An 18,785-nucleotide genomic window follows, 5' to 3' on the forward strand; every position below is an offset into this window, starting at 1 on the left:
ATCCCATCCCTGACACCGCCAAGGTCGACCGCTCCGACTCTGCCACCTCGACCACGTTTGCCCTGGTCAGTCGTATCCGTTGATTTTCCGTCAGGAACCCTACTCAGGCCACCAGCACCTCCACCGAGGCCTCGTCGAGGTAGGCGTTGTCCGGTCCCAGCGGGTCGGTGGTGTCGAACCAGCGCCGGGTCAGTGACAGGTCGAGCCGATAGACCCCGTCGGCGAGTGACGTCGCCGGTAGGACCAGGGTGTGCAGGCCCGGCGCGTCCTGCAGCACGGTGGCCGTCTCCGGGATCCACTCCGTGCTCGTCGGCACCTGCCAGGCGATGATGCGGAGTGCGCCGTTCAGGACGACGAACACGTCCTGCAGCAGCGCGCGGTCGGCCGGGGTGAGCGCGGGCGCCTTGAACCTGGCCGTGGCGCCGGTGGCGAGCTCGACGACGGTCAGGAACTTGCCGTCCAGCGAGGCGCGGTAGACGGACTTGCGCGCGCCGGGACCGTCGAGGATGCCGAACGAGCGGGTCTGGATCACCAGCCGACGCGCGCCCGTAGCCCAGCCCGCGGGGAGTTGCGGGCCGGTCGGCGGGATCTGCAGCGCGGCCTCGATCAGCGGGCCCAGCCGCGCCTTGTCGGCGGCGGTGAGCGCCTCGTGCACCTCCCGGCGCAGCAGCCGCAGCGTGATCTCCTCGGTGAAGTCCATCGGCTCGGGTGACTCGAGCAGCAGCCACCGGTCGGTGCCGCCGGCCATAAGGGTGACGTGCAGCCGGTCGCTGTCCTCGCGCAGCGGCACGGCGAGGGCGGCGGCCGCGTCGGCGAAGCATCGTTCGCGGTCGGCCGCGGGGGCGGTCGGTGTCATTGCGGCGGCGGCCGCGCCGGTGATCCGGGCGAGCAGCGTCGCGAGCGGTTCGGCGGCGCTGCCCGCGTGGTGCCGTTCGACGTCGGCGCAGCTGGCCACGTGCTCGGCGAAGCCTTCGTACCGGCTGGTGCGGAACGGTCGGCGGTACATGTCGACGCCGTGCACGCGGAGCGAGGTGACCCGGGCGTCGGACGAGGTGAGTACGCACGAACCGGTGCCCCGGTTGCCGCGGGGGAAGTCGAGCACGGCATCCCCGCACCGCGCCCGGATGACGTCGGCGAACACATCGACGGTTAGCGCGCTGCTCTGACCGGCCGCGGCCAGTGGGACGGTGCCGAGCACGGTCCCGGCGCCGTTGCGGACCACCAGGGAGACGGAGTCGTCCATCGCGCGGACGACGGCCGCGTGCACGGCGTCCGTGACGGGTCCGCCGGCCAGCACCATGACGCCGATCGCGCCGCCCTGGTCGATCGATCCTTGCAGCTCCACCCGGTAGAGATCCCAGGTCGTCTCGCCGAACGCGCCGGTGCTGGCCCCGGCGGCCGTGAGCGCGCCGCCGGTGACCTGCCACGAGCCGGACACCGCGGTGAACGCGGTCAGATCGGCGTCCTCGAACACCGTCCGCTCTACCACCGGGCTGCCGGCGAGCCGCATCACCGCGACGTAGGACGCGCCCGGCTCCCACAGCGACCGGCCGGTTGGGTCGAACGGCTCGACGCCGACCCGCGGCAGCTGCTCGACGTCCTGCACAGGGCAGGTGCCCGACGATGCCTCGGCGAGCCGCAGGTAGCGCAGCACCGCGGCGTCCTTCGACACGGCCGGCACGTAGTCGTGCCGGGAGGGCCGCACGAACGGATCGGCCTCGCCCCGGTGGGTGAGGAACCAGTCCGCTGACGTACGCGACGTCTTGCCCACGTGCGCCTGCGGGTTCGCGTCGAAGGCGGACTCGACCGCGATCGCCACCGGGAGCCGCAGCGTCGCCTCGGTCACGCCGGACCCGGGACCGAAGATGCTCAGCGCCTCGGACAGCACCAGATGCACCGACTCCTCGCCGTAGGTCAGGCCGCGACCGCCCGGGGCCCGGCTGACCACGTACGGCTCGAGCTCGAGGCCCGGCTCGGGGGCGGCGTTCAGCCCGGGCGGGCCGGCCGTGGTGAAGGCGACCTTCTCGGTGACGGTGCTGGACTCCCACTCGGTCACCGAGTGCTTGATCGCGACCTCGGTGGTGAGGGTGATCTCGTACTCGTGGTGGGCCAGGAAGGTGACCGTCGGGGGGGCGCCACCGTCGCTCTCGCGCGAGCAGATGTCGCTCTCCCGCTCGAACCGGTCGCGGTCGGCCACGGTGATGCACTCGACGGCGTCGAGCAGGACGGTACCGGGCGTGACCGGCGCCTGTGGGCTCTCCTCCTTGATCGTCTCGACCGCCAGGAACACGGTCGCGAACGGCGCGCCCGGGTCGATCGCGAACTCCTGGAACGCGACCGCACCGGTGGTGACGTGCTGCCGGTCCGCCTCACGCCCGTCGCGGTCCAGCGTGACCAGCGCCAGCCGTAGCCTCTCCTTGCTGGTCACCGCGACCCGGACGATCGCCGCCGCAAGATCCTCGGACGCCGACGCGGTGAAGATTGTGCCGGTGGCTGCGAACGAGCCGACGCGGCCCGCGGTCGACCCGGCCGCGGTGGGCAGAACCACCGCGCAGGGGACGCCGTGCATCCGGACCGGTGCCGTCGTGCCGCGATCCTCGTACCGGAAATCCCGCGTGAATCCGGCCGGGAGCGGACCGCGCGGCTCCGGGTCGAAGTCGAACCGCGCGACGTCGGGCCGGCGCACCTGACAGCACGGGTAGTTCGGGTTGTCGTCGAGGATCTCGGCATCGACGATCGGGACGTTCACCCCGACCGTGAACGGCGTACTCCCGTTGAGCAGCAGCCGCTTCGCCGCGACCTGGCCGCCCACCCGAGTGTCCTGAGCCCACATCCAGAGGAAGTTGCGGTCAGACGCCGACGAGGTCAGATCTTCGACGGTCTGCCATGCGCCGCCCGACAACGGTCGCCGCCGCATGATCAGGCGGGTCAGGGTGTAGCGGGTGGTCAGCGCCAGTGAGCCGTCCCCCGACACCTGCACGCCGAGATCGGGATTCGTCGCCCCGATCCCGAGCGCGTCGACAAGCATCACCGAGAAGTCGACCTCGATCGTCGCGTCCAGCGGGACCGGCGCGGCGCTGCCCCGCCAGGCGCCGGTTGCCCCGGCGAGATCGTCGACCGACGCGAGCGCAGTCGGCTCGCCACCGGCCCGGCCGTCGGCGCGCTTCACACGGACCGGGCTCGAACCGGTGAGGGCCTGCGAGCCGGCCTGGGTCAGAGGACTCGTGGTCACGCCGCGCGCCGACGGGACCAGGGTGCCGCGGGTGACCTCGATCGAGTACGAGACGTCCGGCAGGAACCACGGCGTCTCAAAGCGGAAGGTCACCCGGAACACGAAGTAGTTCGGCACGTGCGCGAGCCACTCGGCGAGCAGCGCGATGCTGATGCCGAACCGGATGAACCCGAAGAGCACGATGGCCATGCCGGCATCGAATCGGATCCTCGCTACGAAGTCGTTCGTCCCGGTCAGCATGTAGGTGACGATGATCTCCAGCGCACCCCAGCCCTGGAACTCCATCACCCCGATCGACCCGACGACCTTAAGCGAGATGGTCAGGCCGCCGCCGACGTGCTCGTTCTCCTGCCACTCCACGCAGAAGGCGGCACGCATCGTCAGCGCGAACACCTCGGATAGTTTGACCAGCAGCTTGCCGCCGATCCACGTGTCCGGGGCGGCGAGCCGGCCGAACGCGACGAGGCCGGGCTTGTTGCCGAAGGTGATCGTCCCGCCGAGCCGCAGGTTCAGGTTCTTCGGGAAGTTCTTGACGATCTTGTCGATCGTGATGTCCAGCTGGATCATCAGCACGAAGGCGTCGCGGCGGAAGTCGTACTCGAACACGCCAACCGCGATCGGCGTCTCGGCTCCGAACATCTGGAGTTCGATCGCGATGATCAGCCCGGACACGGACGGCGAGTCGAACCCCGCGCCGAATGCCCTGATCTTGATCACCGAGCCGGCGCCGCTGATCGACACACCGGCGCCGAGCCCGAACGCCCAGGCGTCCTTGGTCGGCGTCCACGAGCTGTCCAGGTCCCGGGTCTCCGGCAGCGCCGTCGGCCGGGCGCGTTTGAGCCAGGAGTAGTACTTCAACTCGCCGGCCTGACGGTCGCCCGCGTCGATCTTGGGCATCAGCCCGTACGCGAAAAGGACCTCGATCCCGGTCAGCTCGACCGGGCCCATCGGGATCGCGCCGAAGAACGCCAACAGGAACAGGAAGAACTCGTCGCCCGGCCCGCCTGGCGGGGTCCGGGTTCCCCAGTACAGGTCGAGGGTCAGGCCCCACTTGTTGCCGCCGCAGTAGACGACGATCCCACCGCCGAATCCCTGTTCCTGCAGCCGCGTGCCGTTCGGCGCGATGTCGTCGCGGTACATGCCGTGCGCGCTGATCTCGACGACGTTCTTGACCTTGATCTCCAGGCCGATGCCGCCGAGCTGGAATACCGGCGCGTCCAAGTTGCCGGCGAGGCGGCCGCGCAGCCGAGTGAACCACACCCCGCCCTCGAACTTGTCAACGCCGAGGCGGATCCCGCCGGAGATCGACATGTAGGTGGCGCCGTGTTCGGAGGCCAGCCCCATCTCGTGTACCTCGAGCACGAACGTCGACAGGTGCAGCTGCGCGCCGTGCGGCATGACCATGTTGCCGGTCGGCTTGCCGCGGTCCCATCCGACGTCGACCAGGGCCGCCTCAAACGGTTGCCCGTCCTCGGCGATCGCTTTCACCGCGCCGGCCGCCCCGGCACCAGGACCGGGCTTCTCCTTGATCACCATCGTGACGAGGAACTGGATCGCGGCGCCCGGGCTCGGCGAGCGGCGCATCAGCTCCTGCAACGAGACGCCGGTCTTGGCCCCGGTGATGTCGACCGTGATCTTCCACAGGTCGAGGTGCAGGATCGGGATGTGCGACCCGGCCGGCGTGTGCTCAAAGCCGATTCGCAGCACGTCGCCGTCGACGAGACCCACGGTCAGGTCGAAGTTGCCCGGGGGCGCCTGGCCGCTGTCGGGCCAGGCCAGACCGCCCTCCAGGGTCAGGCCGGTCCACCAGTCCGCCGCCTGCTCGGGCGTGATGAAGAAGAGCTGACTGAGGAAGAGGTGGCGGCCCGTCGTGCCCAGTGGCACCACGATCGGCGCGTCGGCGAAGCTTAGGTAATGGTCGAGCGTCTCGCCGGGTTGCAGCGATCGGCGTACGCCGATCGTGCCGTGCTGCGGCAGCGGCGGCCACAGCACGCTTGGCACGACCAGGTCCTCCAGGACCACGGCGGCCTGCTCGCTGAGATGGATCCGTTGCCGCAGGTCGCGCAGCACGGTTTTGGGCTCGTCGAAGTCGAGCTCGATCCCGCCGAAGCCGAGCGAGCCGCCGCGCCACGCGAACATGCCTTGGTCGAGGTCGCGGCGGAGCCAGTCGACCTGATCCCGCGCCTGCGCGATCGAGGAGATCAGCGTGATCTCGTGGACCGCGATCGCCGGCGCGCCGAAGATCGAGCACGGTCCGATCGAGATCGGCAGGTGCGGTTCGAGGTGGATCATCTGGCCGGCGTCGATCAGGAACGAGAAGTCCCGGCTGATCACCGAGTCGCCGGCGCCGGTCGAGAGCTGGACGCCCGCGTTGGCGCCCTGTTTGGCCGGGTCGGGGTGGGCGCTAAGCAGGTCGGGCGGCACCGCGACCTTGAGCGGCAGCACGTCGATCTGCACGGTCGAGCCCCCGGCCGGGCCGATCGAGACGCGGAAGGCGGAGGTCCAGTCGGCCTTCGGCACGAACGTGAAGCCGAGCGATGGGAACAGGTGACTGACCAGGCGGGTACGCGCTGGCGGCGTTCCGGCCACCAGCGACAGGGTGCCGGTGAGTGTGACCGTGCCGTCCGGCCCGATCTCGGTGACCACGTCGTCGACCTCGATCGCCTCGGTGGCCTGGGCGGCCAGCACGGCGCCGGTTGTGCTCGGCGGGAACGAGGTGTCGATCTCCGAGACCGGCCACGCGATGGCGGCGAACAGCTCATTCAGTTTCACGGTGCCTCCAGCCAGCTGCTCGGGTCGATGAACGTGGCGAACAGGTCGCCCGACTGCAGCCCGGCGATCTCGACGCCGATCGATGCGATGAAGGTGGCGTCCCAGAGCAGGCTGGTCAGGGCCGAGGTCTTGTCGGTGAGCTCGGCCGAGAGGGCCAACTCCGTCGCGTACGGCTGGGCCTCGAACGTGGTGAACCGGCTGCCGACGGTGAACTTGCGGTCGAAGAGCGCCAGTCCCGCGGCCGGGTCCCGGAGCGCGACCGCGGCGTATTCCGGGGCCAGCCCCAGGTGTTCGGCCCAGAGCGCGATGCGCAGGTCCCGGATCCAGTTGTCGCCGTCGGCGACCTGCTCGCGCATCGCGAAGACGTTGCACTCGCCGTCGGAGTAGTAACCGCGCCGGTTGGAGTTGGCCGAGCCGATGGCGGCGAAGGCGTCGTCGACGAGAAGCATCTTCGCGTGGACGTAGATCGACGGGAACGAGCCGACGGAAACGGCGGCGGGCACGTTGTGCTCGGCCCGCGGGGTGCCCGAGGCGGCATCGAACAGCCGGGTGTCCTCCCAGCGCTCGACGTCGAGCCGGACACTTGTCGGGCTGGTGAAGCCGGCAACCCGGTGGGTCGCACGCATCACCTCGCCGTCGATGGTGAGCCAGAACGGCGTCGCCGGAACCCGCTCGGGCGGCGCGACCTCGATCATGTTGGTGCCGGCGGTCACCGGCGCGGCCAGCCAGAGCCGGCCGGATGACGACTCCCGCGAGGTCGACGTGTGCGAGAACTTGCGGCGCAGGATTCCCACCTTGACCCGGTCTCCCCAGGCCGCGCGCAGGTCGTCGATGAGCGCCTGCCGCCGGGGCATCCCGAACGGCTGGTCGGGGCTGGCCGGGATCGCGATGATCAGCGGACCGGACACGTGCGCGGCGGCCGCCACGAGCGCGTCGGCGAATGCGGGCGGCGGGGTCAGGTACTGGTCCTCGAGGTAGAGGTACCGCCGGGCCCGGCCGATCGCCGCCAGCATCGTCTCCAGGATCGTGCTCTCCCCGGCCGGGGCATAGGGCAGGCCCCGGCCCGAACCGGCGAGCGGGCGGTAGTACGTGCGCGCCACCTGCACCACATCGGACCCGCCGGTGGGTAGGCCGTCGAGCGCGCCCGGCGCCTCCAGCCGCAGCGTCGTGCCGGCGACATGCTGCCAGCGCTCGGCGAACGTCTTCACCAGCTCGGCGGTGGCCGGGCCGTCGACCCGGGCGTGCACGTCGTGGAACGGCGATCGGGAGCCGTGTCCCGGGGTCTGCAGCCGGTCGGCGTTGAGGTCGATCCCGCCGCAGTAGGCGTGCACGCCCTCGTCGGTGCGGACCACCTGGATCTTCTGGTGAAACACACTGAACTTCCGGGTGGCGCCGAGCACGACCGAGGCGAGCGCGCCCGTGGTCACCGCCCGCGGGTTGTCGCCCACCTCGGCGTCCACCGGGTCGAGATAGGCCTCGACCCCGGAGATCGCGCCGAGCGCCTGGATCGCGCCCTTGTTGAGCTCGAACAGCTTCTCGAGCAGCCCCTCCGGGTCGGTCGAGCCGTAGAACACCAGCCCGGCCAGGAACTCGGCGTGCAGCAGGAAACTGATCTTGTTGAGCGTGTCGTCTGGCTGCAAGGCGGTCGCGACCAGCCCCGCCTGGGACAGCAGGATCGCCGTGACCTGGGCGGCCGTCTGCACGTCACGCACCCAGCCAGGATTGAGCTGGAGCATCTCCAAGGCAAGGAACCGGGCCTCGCCACCCGCCGCGGCCATGTCGGTGGCCACGTCGACCACCCGTCGCCGCGTTCCGGCAGCGGCCGGGCCGAGCACCACGTCGTGCTGCAGCGAGTAACCGGTCACGTAGAAGGAGCCCTCCGCCCCTGCGGTCACGGCCCGGTTGACCTGAGCGAACAGGTCGGCGTAGGTCGCCACCCCGTCGACGAACGGGCGCACGGTGTTACCTCGCGTGAACCGGCTCAGTGCGGCTGACTGCTGCGGCGACAACCAGTCCTCCACCGATGCGACGCTGATCGTGGAGGTTGCTGCGGTGACTGGAACGCGACCGTCCGGGTGAGCCACGCCATCGGCGCTCGCGATTGGCGAAGCCCCGGCCGACACGTCGAGTGTGGTGCCGGTGAGCCCGGCCCTGGTCATGCCGAGCGCCGCCACCGCGTCGCCGAGGTGGGCCGCGGTCAGGGGCATGGGCGCGCCGCCGGCTATGGCGATCGAGCGGCCGGTGGCCGGGCTCCCGCCCGGTTCGAGCACTCGCAGCGGTGCCGCCAGCCCCGCCATCGTCGCCACGAACTCCTGCCACGTCGGGGTGCCGAAGGTCAAGCCTTCGGCGTCGAACGCCGCCGCCAGATATCGCAGCACCGAGAGGGTGTCCATGCCGGGGGCGGCGGGCATGAGTGCGAACAGGCGCAGCTGCATCACCGTGACCGGGTTGCCGGCCAGCATGACCGGGCCCTGTCCCTTCACCCCCTGCGGGTCACCCTGCTCGGCGGAGGCGTCGGTGGCATCGGTGAAGCGCAGCGCGACGACCGGGTTGCCCAGCGGCAGCCGGGTGCGCAGGGTGCCGAACCGTAGGACGTCCGCCGCGCTACCCCACAGCCAGTGCACGGTGCTGCCGCTGGCCTGCGCGTGCCGCCAGCGGCCGGAACCCGGGAACCGCAGCGTGGTCGTGAACCCGCTGCCGAGAAGCGCCGGGTGTTCGGACGCGGGCCGGGCCGGGGTTCCGATGCCCGGGCCGGACGGCGGGGCGAGCCGGCTCAGCCCCGGCGGCAGGTCGGACACCGTGGTGTGCGACCAGGCGAGGGCCGAGACGTCGGCGATCGGTGAGACGAGCATCAGATCTCCCTCGACGCCGCATGCAGCGGACCGGCCAGACGGGACGGGACGCCGTCGGCGCTCACTGCCAGCGCCCAGACGTGCAGGACCAGCCCGTCCGGCGGCACCGTGATATTGGCCGACGCCTGGTCGTCCGCGCCGCGTACGGCGGCCACCGCGGTCGCGGTGGTGCCGGACGCGTCCCGCACCACCAGGCGGTCGATCGGCGCGAGGTCGGCCCGGTTGCGGATCGTCGCCAGCGACGCGGTCGCCGTGCCGAACGAGTTGTCGGCCGTGACGAACACGTACGGGTCGCCGTCGACGTCCGTGCAGTCCAGCCGGACGGTGGCAGTCCCAGCGGCCACGTCGAGCCCGAGCAGCAGCGGTGCCAACGCCCGCGACGGGGACGGCACGTGCACCACCACGCCGAGCATCTGGGCCGCCGCCGAGGGTCGGCCGGTCGCGTCCACGGTGCGCAGCGTGTAGAGCCAGCGGGACGGCCGGTTGGGCAGTGTGTCATCGAACGACGACGACGGATCCAGTACGCCGAGCCGCTCGGCCGCCTCGTCCAGCCCGTCCAGCCGGGTCGCGGCGTAGGCCAGGAACCGGTCGGGCACCTGACGGGCCGCGTACCCCGCTCGCAACGCCGCCTGATCGGCCGGCGAGAGCACCCAGGCGACGGTCGATCCGTCCGCGCGGACCAGCGAGATCGCCCCGGGCTCGACCCGCAGCCGGGGCAGGACCGCCGAGGCCGGGATCCGTTCGAGCAGCATCCGGGACACTAGAGCAGCCCCGGCCGGCACGTAGTCGGCCGGGCGAAGCACCCCGTGCACGGTGTCGCCGGCTTGCCGGCGCAGCGTCAGGGCGGGCACGTCGGCGAGGTCCACTGGAATCAGCGAGGGCCGGCCGTAGTAGCGGGCGGTGACCTCGTGAGCGGCCACCGTCGACTCGTTGCCGGGTCGGGGCGTCGGCTCCACTGCCGCCCGGCGGTCGGGCACATAGGGCTCGGCGTCGGCGGCGGTCACCCCGAACGCGAGCCGCTGCCGCGGCACGGTGTCGCTCGTGGCCACCCCGGCCGGCCGGACCAGCTCGTAGGCCTCGACGTCCGACCCGCTCAGCGCCGCTCGGGGCACCACGTCGACCCGGTCATCCCAGTACTCCGGATCGAGCTCGGCCGACGTGGTCCGGTTGAGCGTCAGAGGACCGGGTACCGGCGCCTGCGCCGCCGACTCCGGGCTGGCCGCGAGCCGGAGGGCCACCGAGGTGCCGGCCGGGTGCCCGAGAATGCGGTACGCCAGGCCCAGCACCACGCTCACCCCGGCGAACTCGTCGGCGGCGATCGGCCGGCTCGCGACGACCGGCAGACTCCAGCCGCCCGGCACGGCAGTCGGGATGCCGGCGGGGCTCAGGGCGATCGCGGTCAGTGCCGAGCCGTGCCGGTAGACCCGGAACTCGGCCACATCGGGCGCGAGCTCGCGCTGCTCCGGTCCCCAGCCCCAGCGCAGGAGGACCACGTCGCCGCCGGCCGCGGTGGCCGCCTGCGTCCCCGTCAGGTCGGGGTCGTCGTGCTGCAGAAGCGTGACCTGCACGCCGGCGGGCGGAACGACCTGCGGGTCGATCGGCGCGGCGAGCGGTGGCGTGGTCGGCACGGGCGGGCGAACGTAGGTGCGCAGCGGAACGGGCGCGGCGACGGCGGGCCCGGACGGGCGGCCGATCACGTCGACCGAGCGCACCCGGTAGGTGACGTTCTCGCCGTAGGACAGCACGTCCGCCGCGAAGAGCTCGGTCCCCTGCACGAGCCCGGTGTAGGAGGACGGCGCCGCACCGGCCGGCGGGAACGCCGCCAGCAGGTTCATCCCCCACGCCGGCGTGTCGGAGCCGGTCGGAGCGTTGCGACCGGAGACCTGCATGCCGTCCCCGTCGGCGCGCGTGAACGCCTGGCCCGCCCAGCTGCGATCGAGCAGGTAATAGGCGACCTCGGTCGGCGGGGCGCTCACCGACGGTGGCAGGAACGCCAGAGCGGCCGGGTCGATCGAGGGCGGCGCGGCCCAGACCACCTCGAACCCGCGGCCGGTGTCCAGAACACCGCGAGCCGCCGTACGCGCCGGGTCGGACAGGTTTGTCGCCCGGATCATCGAGGGCGGGTCGGGCGATGCCGTCGGGCCGTACTCGATGTCGTAGATGTTCTGTTCGACCGTGACCCGTTCGTCGGGCTTGAGCCCGGAGTCGAGTGGCCGCAGAACGATGCCGGACACCGCCAGGTCGCCCTCGACCGCCACCATGTCGACCGGGGTGCCGAAGTCGAGCACGGTGCGCCGGTCGCTCGTGGCCGACACCGAGGCGACCACCGTGCCGTTGCGCGATCCCCGCGCGGACACCTGCCCGCGGGCCTGTAACTCGATCAGCACCCGCCGGCTCGGGTTGTCCAGCGCTAGCTGAAGGCGCTTGAGTTCGAACCCCTTGCGGAACGTCGACGGCGAACCACCGAAGGTCTCCACAGCGACGACCGTGCACGGCCGATCGGTCCACACCGACGCGTCACCCCAGCGGAAGGAGCGTGGCAGCCGGTAGCCGCGGGGCACCGTGTGCAGATCGAACATCTGCTCGTCCCGGTCGCTACGGGGCACCGAGCCGACGATCCGGTAGTCGTAGCGACGCCCGGGAGTCAGCGAGTCGCGGTCCAGATGCGCCATGCCCCAGCCCCGCCGCCACGGCGCGAGCAGGGTCGGCGCAACCGCCAGGCCGTACGGCGAGACGTCCCAGTCGTTGCCGCCGGCCCCCGGCTTCTCGGACACCACGCGCATCGCCGGCACACCACCAGGCCGCCGCAGCGCCCCATCCGCGTACAGGGTGACGTCACCGAAGTTGCCCGCGATGCCCTCGGGCGCGGCCCGGCCGTCGGCCAGCGCCCGGCCCCCGGCGGCCGTTGGCACCGCGGCATTGACCGAGCCGAACGGCACCTGCAGGTTCTTCACTATCGGGGTGACGCCGGTCCACTGATTCTCGTCAGGGACGTCGCCGCAGACCTGCGCGGTCGCCTTGCCGAATCCGGTGACCAGCCAGACGATGCCGAGGTCGGTGCCGCGCAGGATGACGGTGGGCCCGAGAAACACGGCACCGGCCACCACCGTCCCGTCGTCGGTGCCGACGAACGCCGCCCGCGCCCGCGGCGAGGTGATCCAGACGACGCTGTGCCGCCGGACCAACTCGATGCGGTAGGTCCACAGCGCCTTCGGGTCATCCAGATCCCGGGACTGCGCCCAGATCACGGCGTCGGGCAGCCAGAGCCGACCGAGCTGGCGGGCCTCGGCCAGCTGAGCGGCGGTTAGGTTGAGGCAGAACTGGTCCTTCTCACCACGCGCGTTGCGCCGGAAGATCGTGAACCCGTCCAGCGAATGACCGGTCGGCCACGGCGGCGACCACAGCAGATGGATGCCGTCGAGCCTGCCGCCGTCCAGGCGGGAGATCGCGTGCAGCCTCATCGCGGTGCCCGCGTCGGACTGGTGAAGAAAGTCATGGCACGCTCCGCCCAGCGTCGATGTGCCACTCGATGTGAAGCCAGTCGGCTCAGCTCAACTACCTTATCCATCAGAGAATGCGCAAGACCAGAGTCACACCCATGTGGACGGAGGGACTCCAGAACCGCCGATACCGGGCGGTTCTGGAAAAGACTTCAGTCTCGCGTAGTGACAGGTGGATAGCTTCGCAATACTCTCCGGCTGCCGAAGGAAACAGCTCCGATTTGAAATAAACGGTCAGGCTGGGAGAGGAGTGGCACAAGTGACCACAGTCTCGTCTCACTTAGTTTTGCAAGACGGTTCAGCCACGTTTGGTAGTGGACTGATCAGTGATCATCGCATCGAGTTTCAAGGGCCAACTGTCGTGGACAAGGCTGCCCCCTCGATCCTCGCCTTCCGAGTGAATCCGATAGGGAAAGCAAGGCTTCGGATTCGACTAAACCAGACGGAGATCCTTGACCAGATTTTCGATACGGAACCACAACGGTCGTGGCATGAGGTATTCGCCTCCATAGCCCTACGCACAGGTGGAAATGAGCTAGTCCTCAGTGTGCCCACAGGCGGCCCTCCGGGAAAGGTTGCTGTCTCGGATGTGTTTCTGACTTGCCCTCAGCAGGTCTAACTTTCGCTGATCGCTGAAGGATTGAGACTTGGCATGAGCGTAGATGACCCAGACAGGGTAAAGTCCGCCCAAATAGCGACTCTGTGGCACTTCTACGAGGAACACGCAGCTCAAGCCCGTCAGCACGAGAACCTGCGCGCCACCGTGACGAGCACCCTAGCGGCGATTGCAGCGACGGTAGTGGGGTTGTGCGGAGTCGGGGGACTCTCGAAAGCTGATGCTCCTGCCGCAGTAGTGGTGATTCTTCTTGGCGCCCTCGGCGTGGCCCTCAGCCTTAAGCACTATGAACGGAACCGCATGCATTCGGCAATCTTGAATGTAATCCGTAACGAGATCGACTCAATCAGCCCCGCGGGTGCGAAAAGTTTGAGGAAGCTCCGCGAAGATGGCGAGAGTCGCAATCAGTCCGAATTTCGAGCGTTTAAACTCCCAGAGGTTCGAGTACTTGGACGGCGCATTTCTCTCAAGCGATCCAAGACTACACGAAAGCCGTCACCGTGGGTGGACGGCGTGAGGCTTCACATTCTCTGGGTGGGCCTACCTATCGGGATTGCTTTCATCGGCGTAGCGGTTTTCGCCTTTTCCATCATCGGCGTGAGTGTCCGCTGAACCGGAAGGGCCTCGCCCTAGTATTCACCGTTTCCCCCATCCCCAGATCGCAAGCGCAGCGAGACCGAGCAAGCAACGTCTGCGGCGTAGTCGTGACGGCAGTGAACTTTTTCCAACATCAAGTTGAGGCGTGGTGGAGGATGGCAACGGCCTTCACCACGCCTCAACTTGAGGTTGGAAAGGCTCACCAATTGAGTGGCACGAGTCGTACATAGCGATCACAAGCTGTGACACCAGCGCCGCTCCACCCTGAATACGCAACACCTTCAACATGCGAGCCCAGCAGTCCCACGGCCGTATCTGCTGAGGCCCGTGCGAGGTCGGCGGGCATGGAGCAGTGATGAGGTCTGTCCCGTGGGATCATGATGGGCGTAGCCAGGGCCGGATGGCGGCCTACCGGCCACGGGCATCGGGAGGCCGGTGCGGGACGATCACGGCGGAGGAGCGGGCGTGCTGCGCGCGCAGGGCGGCGTTCTCCGCAGCGAGGGCCGCGATGACGGTGGCCGCGGCGTCGACCTGGTCTTGGAGCAGGCGTCGTCGGGCCCGGCTCTTGGTGAGCTCGCCGCGCAGCACGGCGAGCTCCCTGTGGCGGGTGCGTTCACGGGCGGCGGCCGGGCTGTCGGCAAGGCGGCTGTCCCAGGCGGCGAGGATGCGCGGGGCCCGGTGGAGGGTGGCGCGGCTGACGCCAGCCTCACTGTGGAGGTTGTTCTTGGTGAGCTGGCCGTCGGTGCGCTCCGGGCGGCCGGTGAAGAGGCGCTCCATGGCCTGTTCCAGAGCCTGTTCGGTGCGTGGGGAGACGCTCACTGCTCCGGCAGCACCGGGCGGCCTCCGAAGAACAGCACGGCCAAGAAGCCCGCTGTTCCTCCCAACTGACCAGCTCTGGTTCAGCCCGACGGGGGAAACCGCCAAAGCTCCGCCATAGAGCGCGAACTCAGCTACAGGAGCGCTGGTGTACCCGCGGAATGAGACACGGCTGAAGTGTCTGGAGAACCGTCGATCTTGATCTCGTAGGCCCACGACGGGCCTGTCGGCAGCTGTGTCACGGGCCGCGCGAGGGCGACGTCCACAGGCCCCTCCACACCGTCAGCCTGCGCCTCTGGAGCACCGGCCGCCTGCTGACGTACCCCAAACCGTTCATGAAGCTCCGAGCGGCATGGCCAGCGCGGCCTGACCTCCGTCATGCCCCGCGCGACCGGTTCTGAAGGGGAGGGCTGAGGTGCCCTACCCCCAGCGGAACTCGGGGTTCCTTGCCCGGCATTCGACGAGGCGTTCGTAAGCCGTTTGTGCGCGTTCCACGTCACCACCGAACGCGCCCGCCTGAAGTAGCGGCCAGTTGGGTGTCAGTTCTGCCTTGATCATGTTGGCCATGCTGGTGTCGTACTCCCAGTGCACGTCGTCCATGAACTCGCCGACCCACGGGAGGCGCATGTGCTGTGTGTCGTCGTCCATGGCGATCATGGAGGCGAGGAACTCGAAGCGGGTGCAGGCGGTCTGGTACGCCGTGTCGTCGGGTTCGAGGACTTGCAGTGGTTCGCGTGTTTCCTGCCGCAGGAACTTGCTCTGCGGGAAACGCCAACGCTTCCCCTCTGGCGGGGGCATGACGGATTTGAGGTCGGCTGGCAGGACGCGCACGGGGTTGAGGTAGACGGCCGGCGGCTGCGTACGGGTCTTGCCCGACAGGGTGTTCCAGGTGGGTTGGGCCATGATGGTCGCCAGGAATTCTTCGCGACGGCTGACGACGGCGGTGACGCCCATGGTCCAGGTGGCCAAGAGCGCCGGGTAGTGCCGCAGCGTCTCCAGCGCCTCAGTGAAATATCCGGGGAGCGTGCCGCGGATGCGGGTGAGCCGTTCGAGGGCGCGTAGCCACAGGGCGTCATGGGTTCCGTCGTCGTTGAAGACTCCGTGGGCCAGGAGGTGGAGCAGGACGTCGCAGTCGGCCCGGTAGCCGCGCACGCTCTCGTCGAAGACGGGCCCGCTCAGGGGACGCGCGGCTGCTGCTGTTCTGTCGAGGATGTCGGTGACGGTCTGGTGGATGAGGTCGGAGGCCTCGATCCTGCGCACCGGGTCGGGCAGGGCCCGCTTGAGGCGGGTGACGGCAATGTCGCGGGTGACGGGTGGCGCCGCCATCAGGTCTAGGGCTTCGACGCGCCGCTGGAGGTCGGTGAAGAGGTCGTCCGCCGCCATGCCCTCTATGACGACGGCGCTGTGCTGGGTGGTCAGGTGCTTCGCTGCTTCTCCGAGCGTGCTGAAGGACGACCAGAACATCGGATACCGGCGGGGACGTACACCTTCCAGGGCACGGACGAGCGCCGTGTCCCAGTCCGCGGACCAGCCGCAGATGATCAGCCCGTACTCGTCCAGGACCCGCTTGAGTAGCTCCTGTTGTTCCGGCTCGTAGGTCTCCAGCTCGTCCACCGTATTGAGCTGGTCCAGGGCGGCGTAGTCGCCGTGGAGCTTGATCACTGTCACCGGCGCGTGGGGGAGCGGCATCATCTCCGCGATCTGGCTCGGTCGGCTGATGACCTGGGGCGAGATACCCGCCTCTTCCAGAGCCCGCTCGGTGAGCCGGTCGAAGTTGGTGGTCAGGATGACGCGGACACTTCCCCGCTTCACCAACTGGGCGATCGCGCGGTGGGCGGGAGTGGGACCCTTCGCACCGGGCTCATCGTCTTCCTGGGGCTGGAAGTACCGGGCGAGCTGCTGCTGGCGGGCAGCTGCCGTGGGCGCCACAGCACTCAGAAGGCCCGAGTACCCGAGGACGCCGTCGTAGTGCTGCGCCCACCACCCGACCGGGTCAGCGACCGCCTTCTCGGCGGCATCGGCGTCGTCGGGATCCTGCATGGCGGCGACGCGGCCGACGAGGTCTTCGACGATGCCCCATCCGGTCTTCACGCCGGACGTCAGGGAGATCCCGGACCCGAGCAGGAGCGCGTACACCCCCGGGCTGGCATGGACGTTCAGGGCGAGTGCAGTCTTGGCATCCAAGATGCGGCCTGGCGCGACCACGAGAGGCGCTTGTGAGGGGATTTCTGGCACGGTGCCGTCGGTTTCCACGGGAGGTGCTCCTTTCACGGACGACGCTCGGAACGCGTTGTATCGCCCGTTCGTGGAACACTCTACCGCCTTTATCGTCGCGATGACGATAAAAGAAGGATGGCCCCTCGCCCCCATGTGGTTGACCGGGAAAATGGCTGCCACCAGCCCCTGCTGCCCGGAGTTGGCGTGCGTCGCGCTCCGGGCAGCAGGGGCAGTCACATGCCGAGCACGCGACGTACGGCGTCGGCCGGTTCGATGCCCAGCGCATAGGCCATGGCGACCGCGCCCAGGGCGAGCGCGGTGATGGCGCCAGCCTTGTTGGCGAAGCCCTTGACGAACTCCACGCCGGACAGCTTCACCAGCTTCCAGATGATGGCCCGCGTACGGGCAGTGATGATGCGCAGGCGCTGAACGAGGCGGCGGCGCGACCGGGTCGGGCGGGAAGGAATGGAAGCCTGCTGGCCGGGGGAGGGCTGCATGGGCAGCTCGGGATCGATGTCCCGGGGCATGGTGGGGCTCCTCTGAGCGGAGAGAACGGGGATCGCGGACACCTGCGTGGTGTCGTCCGCGTGGGCGTTCGCCGCGCGGTCGGCGGTCCTGCGGCTCTCTGCCTGAGAGCGTCCCTGTGGGGTCGTAGCCCTGGCCCAGGGTGGCGTGTTCAGCGTAGCGGCGATCGGCGCGGGTGTTGCCCCGGGTGTCTGGCGGGTGGTCATCAGTACTGCCTCCGGTGCGAGTTCGACATGGCGGGCGGGACAGTGACAGGACTCAGGTGCTTGCGTCTCGTCCTGGCGGGCACGGCTCCTTCACCCCGTAGGGCCGGAAGTCGAGACCCGGACAGCAACGACCGGGAGAAAAGATCCGGGCACGACGAAGGCCCGGACACCTAGTCCGGGCCTTGCGCTGTCGAACTTCCTCTAGTGTCCTGCGCCGGAGATCCGTTGGCAGAAACGGGCGAGTGAGTCGAGGATCTCTTCGGCTGTTTTGGTCCAGGTGAACGGGGTCGGGTTCTCGTTCCACTGTTTGACCCAGGCCCGGATGTCGGCTTCTAGGGAACGCACGCTCTTGTGTGCGCCGCGGCGGATCTTCTGGTCCGCGAGGAAGCCGAACCATCGCTCCACCTGGTTGATCCAGGAGGAGCCGGTGGGCGTGAAGTGCAGGTGAAAGCGCGGGTGTTTGGCGAGCCATGTCCTGATGGCCGGGGTCTTGTGGGTGCCGTAGTTGTCGCAGATCAAGTGAACCTGCAGGTGCCCAGGGACCACGTGGTCGATCTTGATGAGGAACTTCCTGAACTCTGCGGCCCGGTGCCGGCGGTGCAGGGAGGTGATGACTTCGCCGGTCGCGACATCGAAGGCCGCGAACAGGGTGGTCAGACCGTTGCGGACATAGTCATGGGTTCGGCGCTCGGGCATGCCCGGCATCATCGGCAGCACCGGTTGCGAGCGGTCCAGCGCCTGAATCTGGGACTTCTCGTCCACCGACAGCACCACCGCGCCCTCGGGCGGGTTGAAATACAGTCCCACGACGTCGTAGACCTTCTCGACGAACAGCGGGTCCGTCGAGAGCTTGAACGTGTCGCTCAGGTGCGGCTTGAGCTGGAAGCGTCGCCAGATCCGGCCCACCGTCGATTTCGACATGCCACTGCGGTCGGCCATGGACGCACGAGACCAGTGAGTGGCGTTCTTCGGGATCTCCTCCAGGGTGCGGACCACGACCGCCTCCACCTGGTCCACGCTGATGCGGGGCGGCCGGCCCGGCCGGGGCTCGTCCACCAGCCCGTCCAGGCGGGCCGCGAGAAACCGGCGACGCCACTTGCGCACCGTGTCCGCCGCGATATGCAACTCCCGTGCCACCACAACGATCGGCGGCACATCAGCACCGGCACATGCCAACACGATGCGGGCCCGCAAGGCCACTGCCTGCGCAGATGACGCCCTGCGGGCCCAACGTTCCAACACCACACGCTCGTCAGACGACAACAACAACGGTTCCAACTTCGGACCACGACGAGGCACCGGCACATCCGCAGAAGCAGTCATACACAAACTAACGATGGATCTCCGGCGCAGGACACTAGTAGGGCTTGGTCAGGTCGGTTGTTGTGGTGCGTGTCCTTTCAGCGCGGTGTGGCGTTGAGAGTGTGTGACTCCGGACGAGATTGCTGTAGC

At 69.1% G+C, this 18,785-nt stretch carries 8 protein-coding genes; 1 reads left to right on the plus strand and 7 read right to left on the minus strand.

The window, feature by feature from the left end; genetic code table 11:
• Nucleotides 1-103 precede the first annotated feature (103 nt).
• Genes ACH4RC_RS40810 through ACH4RC_RS40820 form a run of 3 tightly spaced genes read right to left on the minus strand, consistent with a single transcriptional unit; the run spans nucleotide 104 to nucleotide 12,317 of the window.
• Complete coding sequence (locus ACH4RC_RS40810) at nucleotides 104-6,004, minus strand: hypothetical protein (protein WP_398209834.1); 5,901 nt, start codon at nucleotides 6,002-6,004, stop codon at nucleotides 104-106.
• Nucleotides 6,001-8,856 (minus strand): hypothetical protein, encoded by a 2,856-nt coding sequence (locus tag ACH4RC_RS40815; RefSeq protein WP_398209835.1) that lies wholly within the window; start codon nucleotides 8,854-8,856, stop codon nucleotides 6,001-6,003. Before ACH4RC_RS40815 ends, ACH4RC_RS40810 begins: the two co-directional genes overlap by 4 nt.
• A complete protein-coding gene (locus tag ACH4RC_RS40820; RefSeq protein WP_398209837.1) occupies nucleotides 8,856-12,317 on the minus strand; it encodes a hypothetical protein in 3,462 nt (1,153 codons plus the stop codon). Before ACH4RC_RS40820 ends, ACH4RC_RS40815 begins: the two co-directional genes overlap by 1 nt.
• 691 nt (nucleotides 12,318-13,008) lie before the next feature.
• Here ACH4RC_RS40820 and ACH4RC_RS40825 point away from each other — a divergent pair.
• Entirely contained in the window at nucleotides 13,009-13,584 is a 576-nt protein-coding gene (locus ACH4RC_RS40825) for a hypothetical protein (protein WP_398209839.1), read from the plus strand.
• A gap of 393 nt (nucleotides 13,585-13,977) precedes the next feature.
• On the opposite strand, the gene ACH4RC_RS40830 is transcribed toward ACH4RC_RS40825, so the two are convergent.
• The 4 genes from ACH4RC_RS40830 to ACH4RC_RS40845 all read right to left on the minus strand — a co-directional run bounded on the left by ACH4RC_RS40830 (nucleotide 13,978) and on the right by ACH4RC_RS40845 (nucleotide 18,656).
• Complete coding sequence (locus ACH4RC_RS40830; protein ID WP_398209841.1) at nucleotides 13,978-14,388, minus strand: hypothetical protein; 411 nt, start codon at nucleotides 14,386-14,388, stop codon at nucleotides 13,978-13,980.
• 417 nt (nucleotides 14,389-14,805) lie between these two features.
• Nucleotides 14,806-16,569 (minus strand): SIR2 family protein, encoded by a 1,764-nt coding sequence (locus ACH4RC_RS40835; protein WP_398209843.1) that lies wholly within the window; start codon nucleotides 16,567-16,569, stop codon nucleotides 14,806-14,808.
• 266 nt (nucleotides 16,570-16,835) lie between these two features.
• Nucleotides 16,836-17,129, minus strand: a complete 294-nt coding sequence (locus tag ACH4RC_RS40840; protein ID WP_398209844.1) for a hypothetical protein — start codon at nucleotides 17,127-17,129, stop codon at nucleotides 16,836-16,838.
• 405 nt (nucleotides 17,130-17,534) lie between these two features.
• Nucleotides 17,535-18,656 (minus strand): IS630 family transposase, encoded by a 1,122-nt coding sequence (locus ACH4RC_RS40845; protein WP_398209846.1) that lies wholly within the window; start codon nucleotides 18,654-18,656, stop codon nucleotides 17,535-17,537.
• Nucleotides 18,657-18,785: the final 129 nt, after the last annotated feature.

This window comes from Streptomyces sp. NPDC016845 (assembly GCF_044332585.1).
GTDB lineage: Bacteria > Actinomycetota > Actinomycetes > Streptomycetales > Streptomycetaceae > Streptomyces.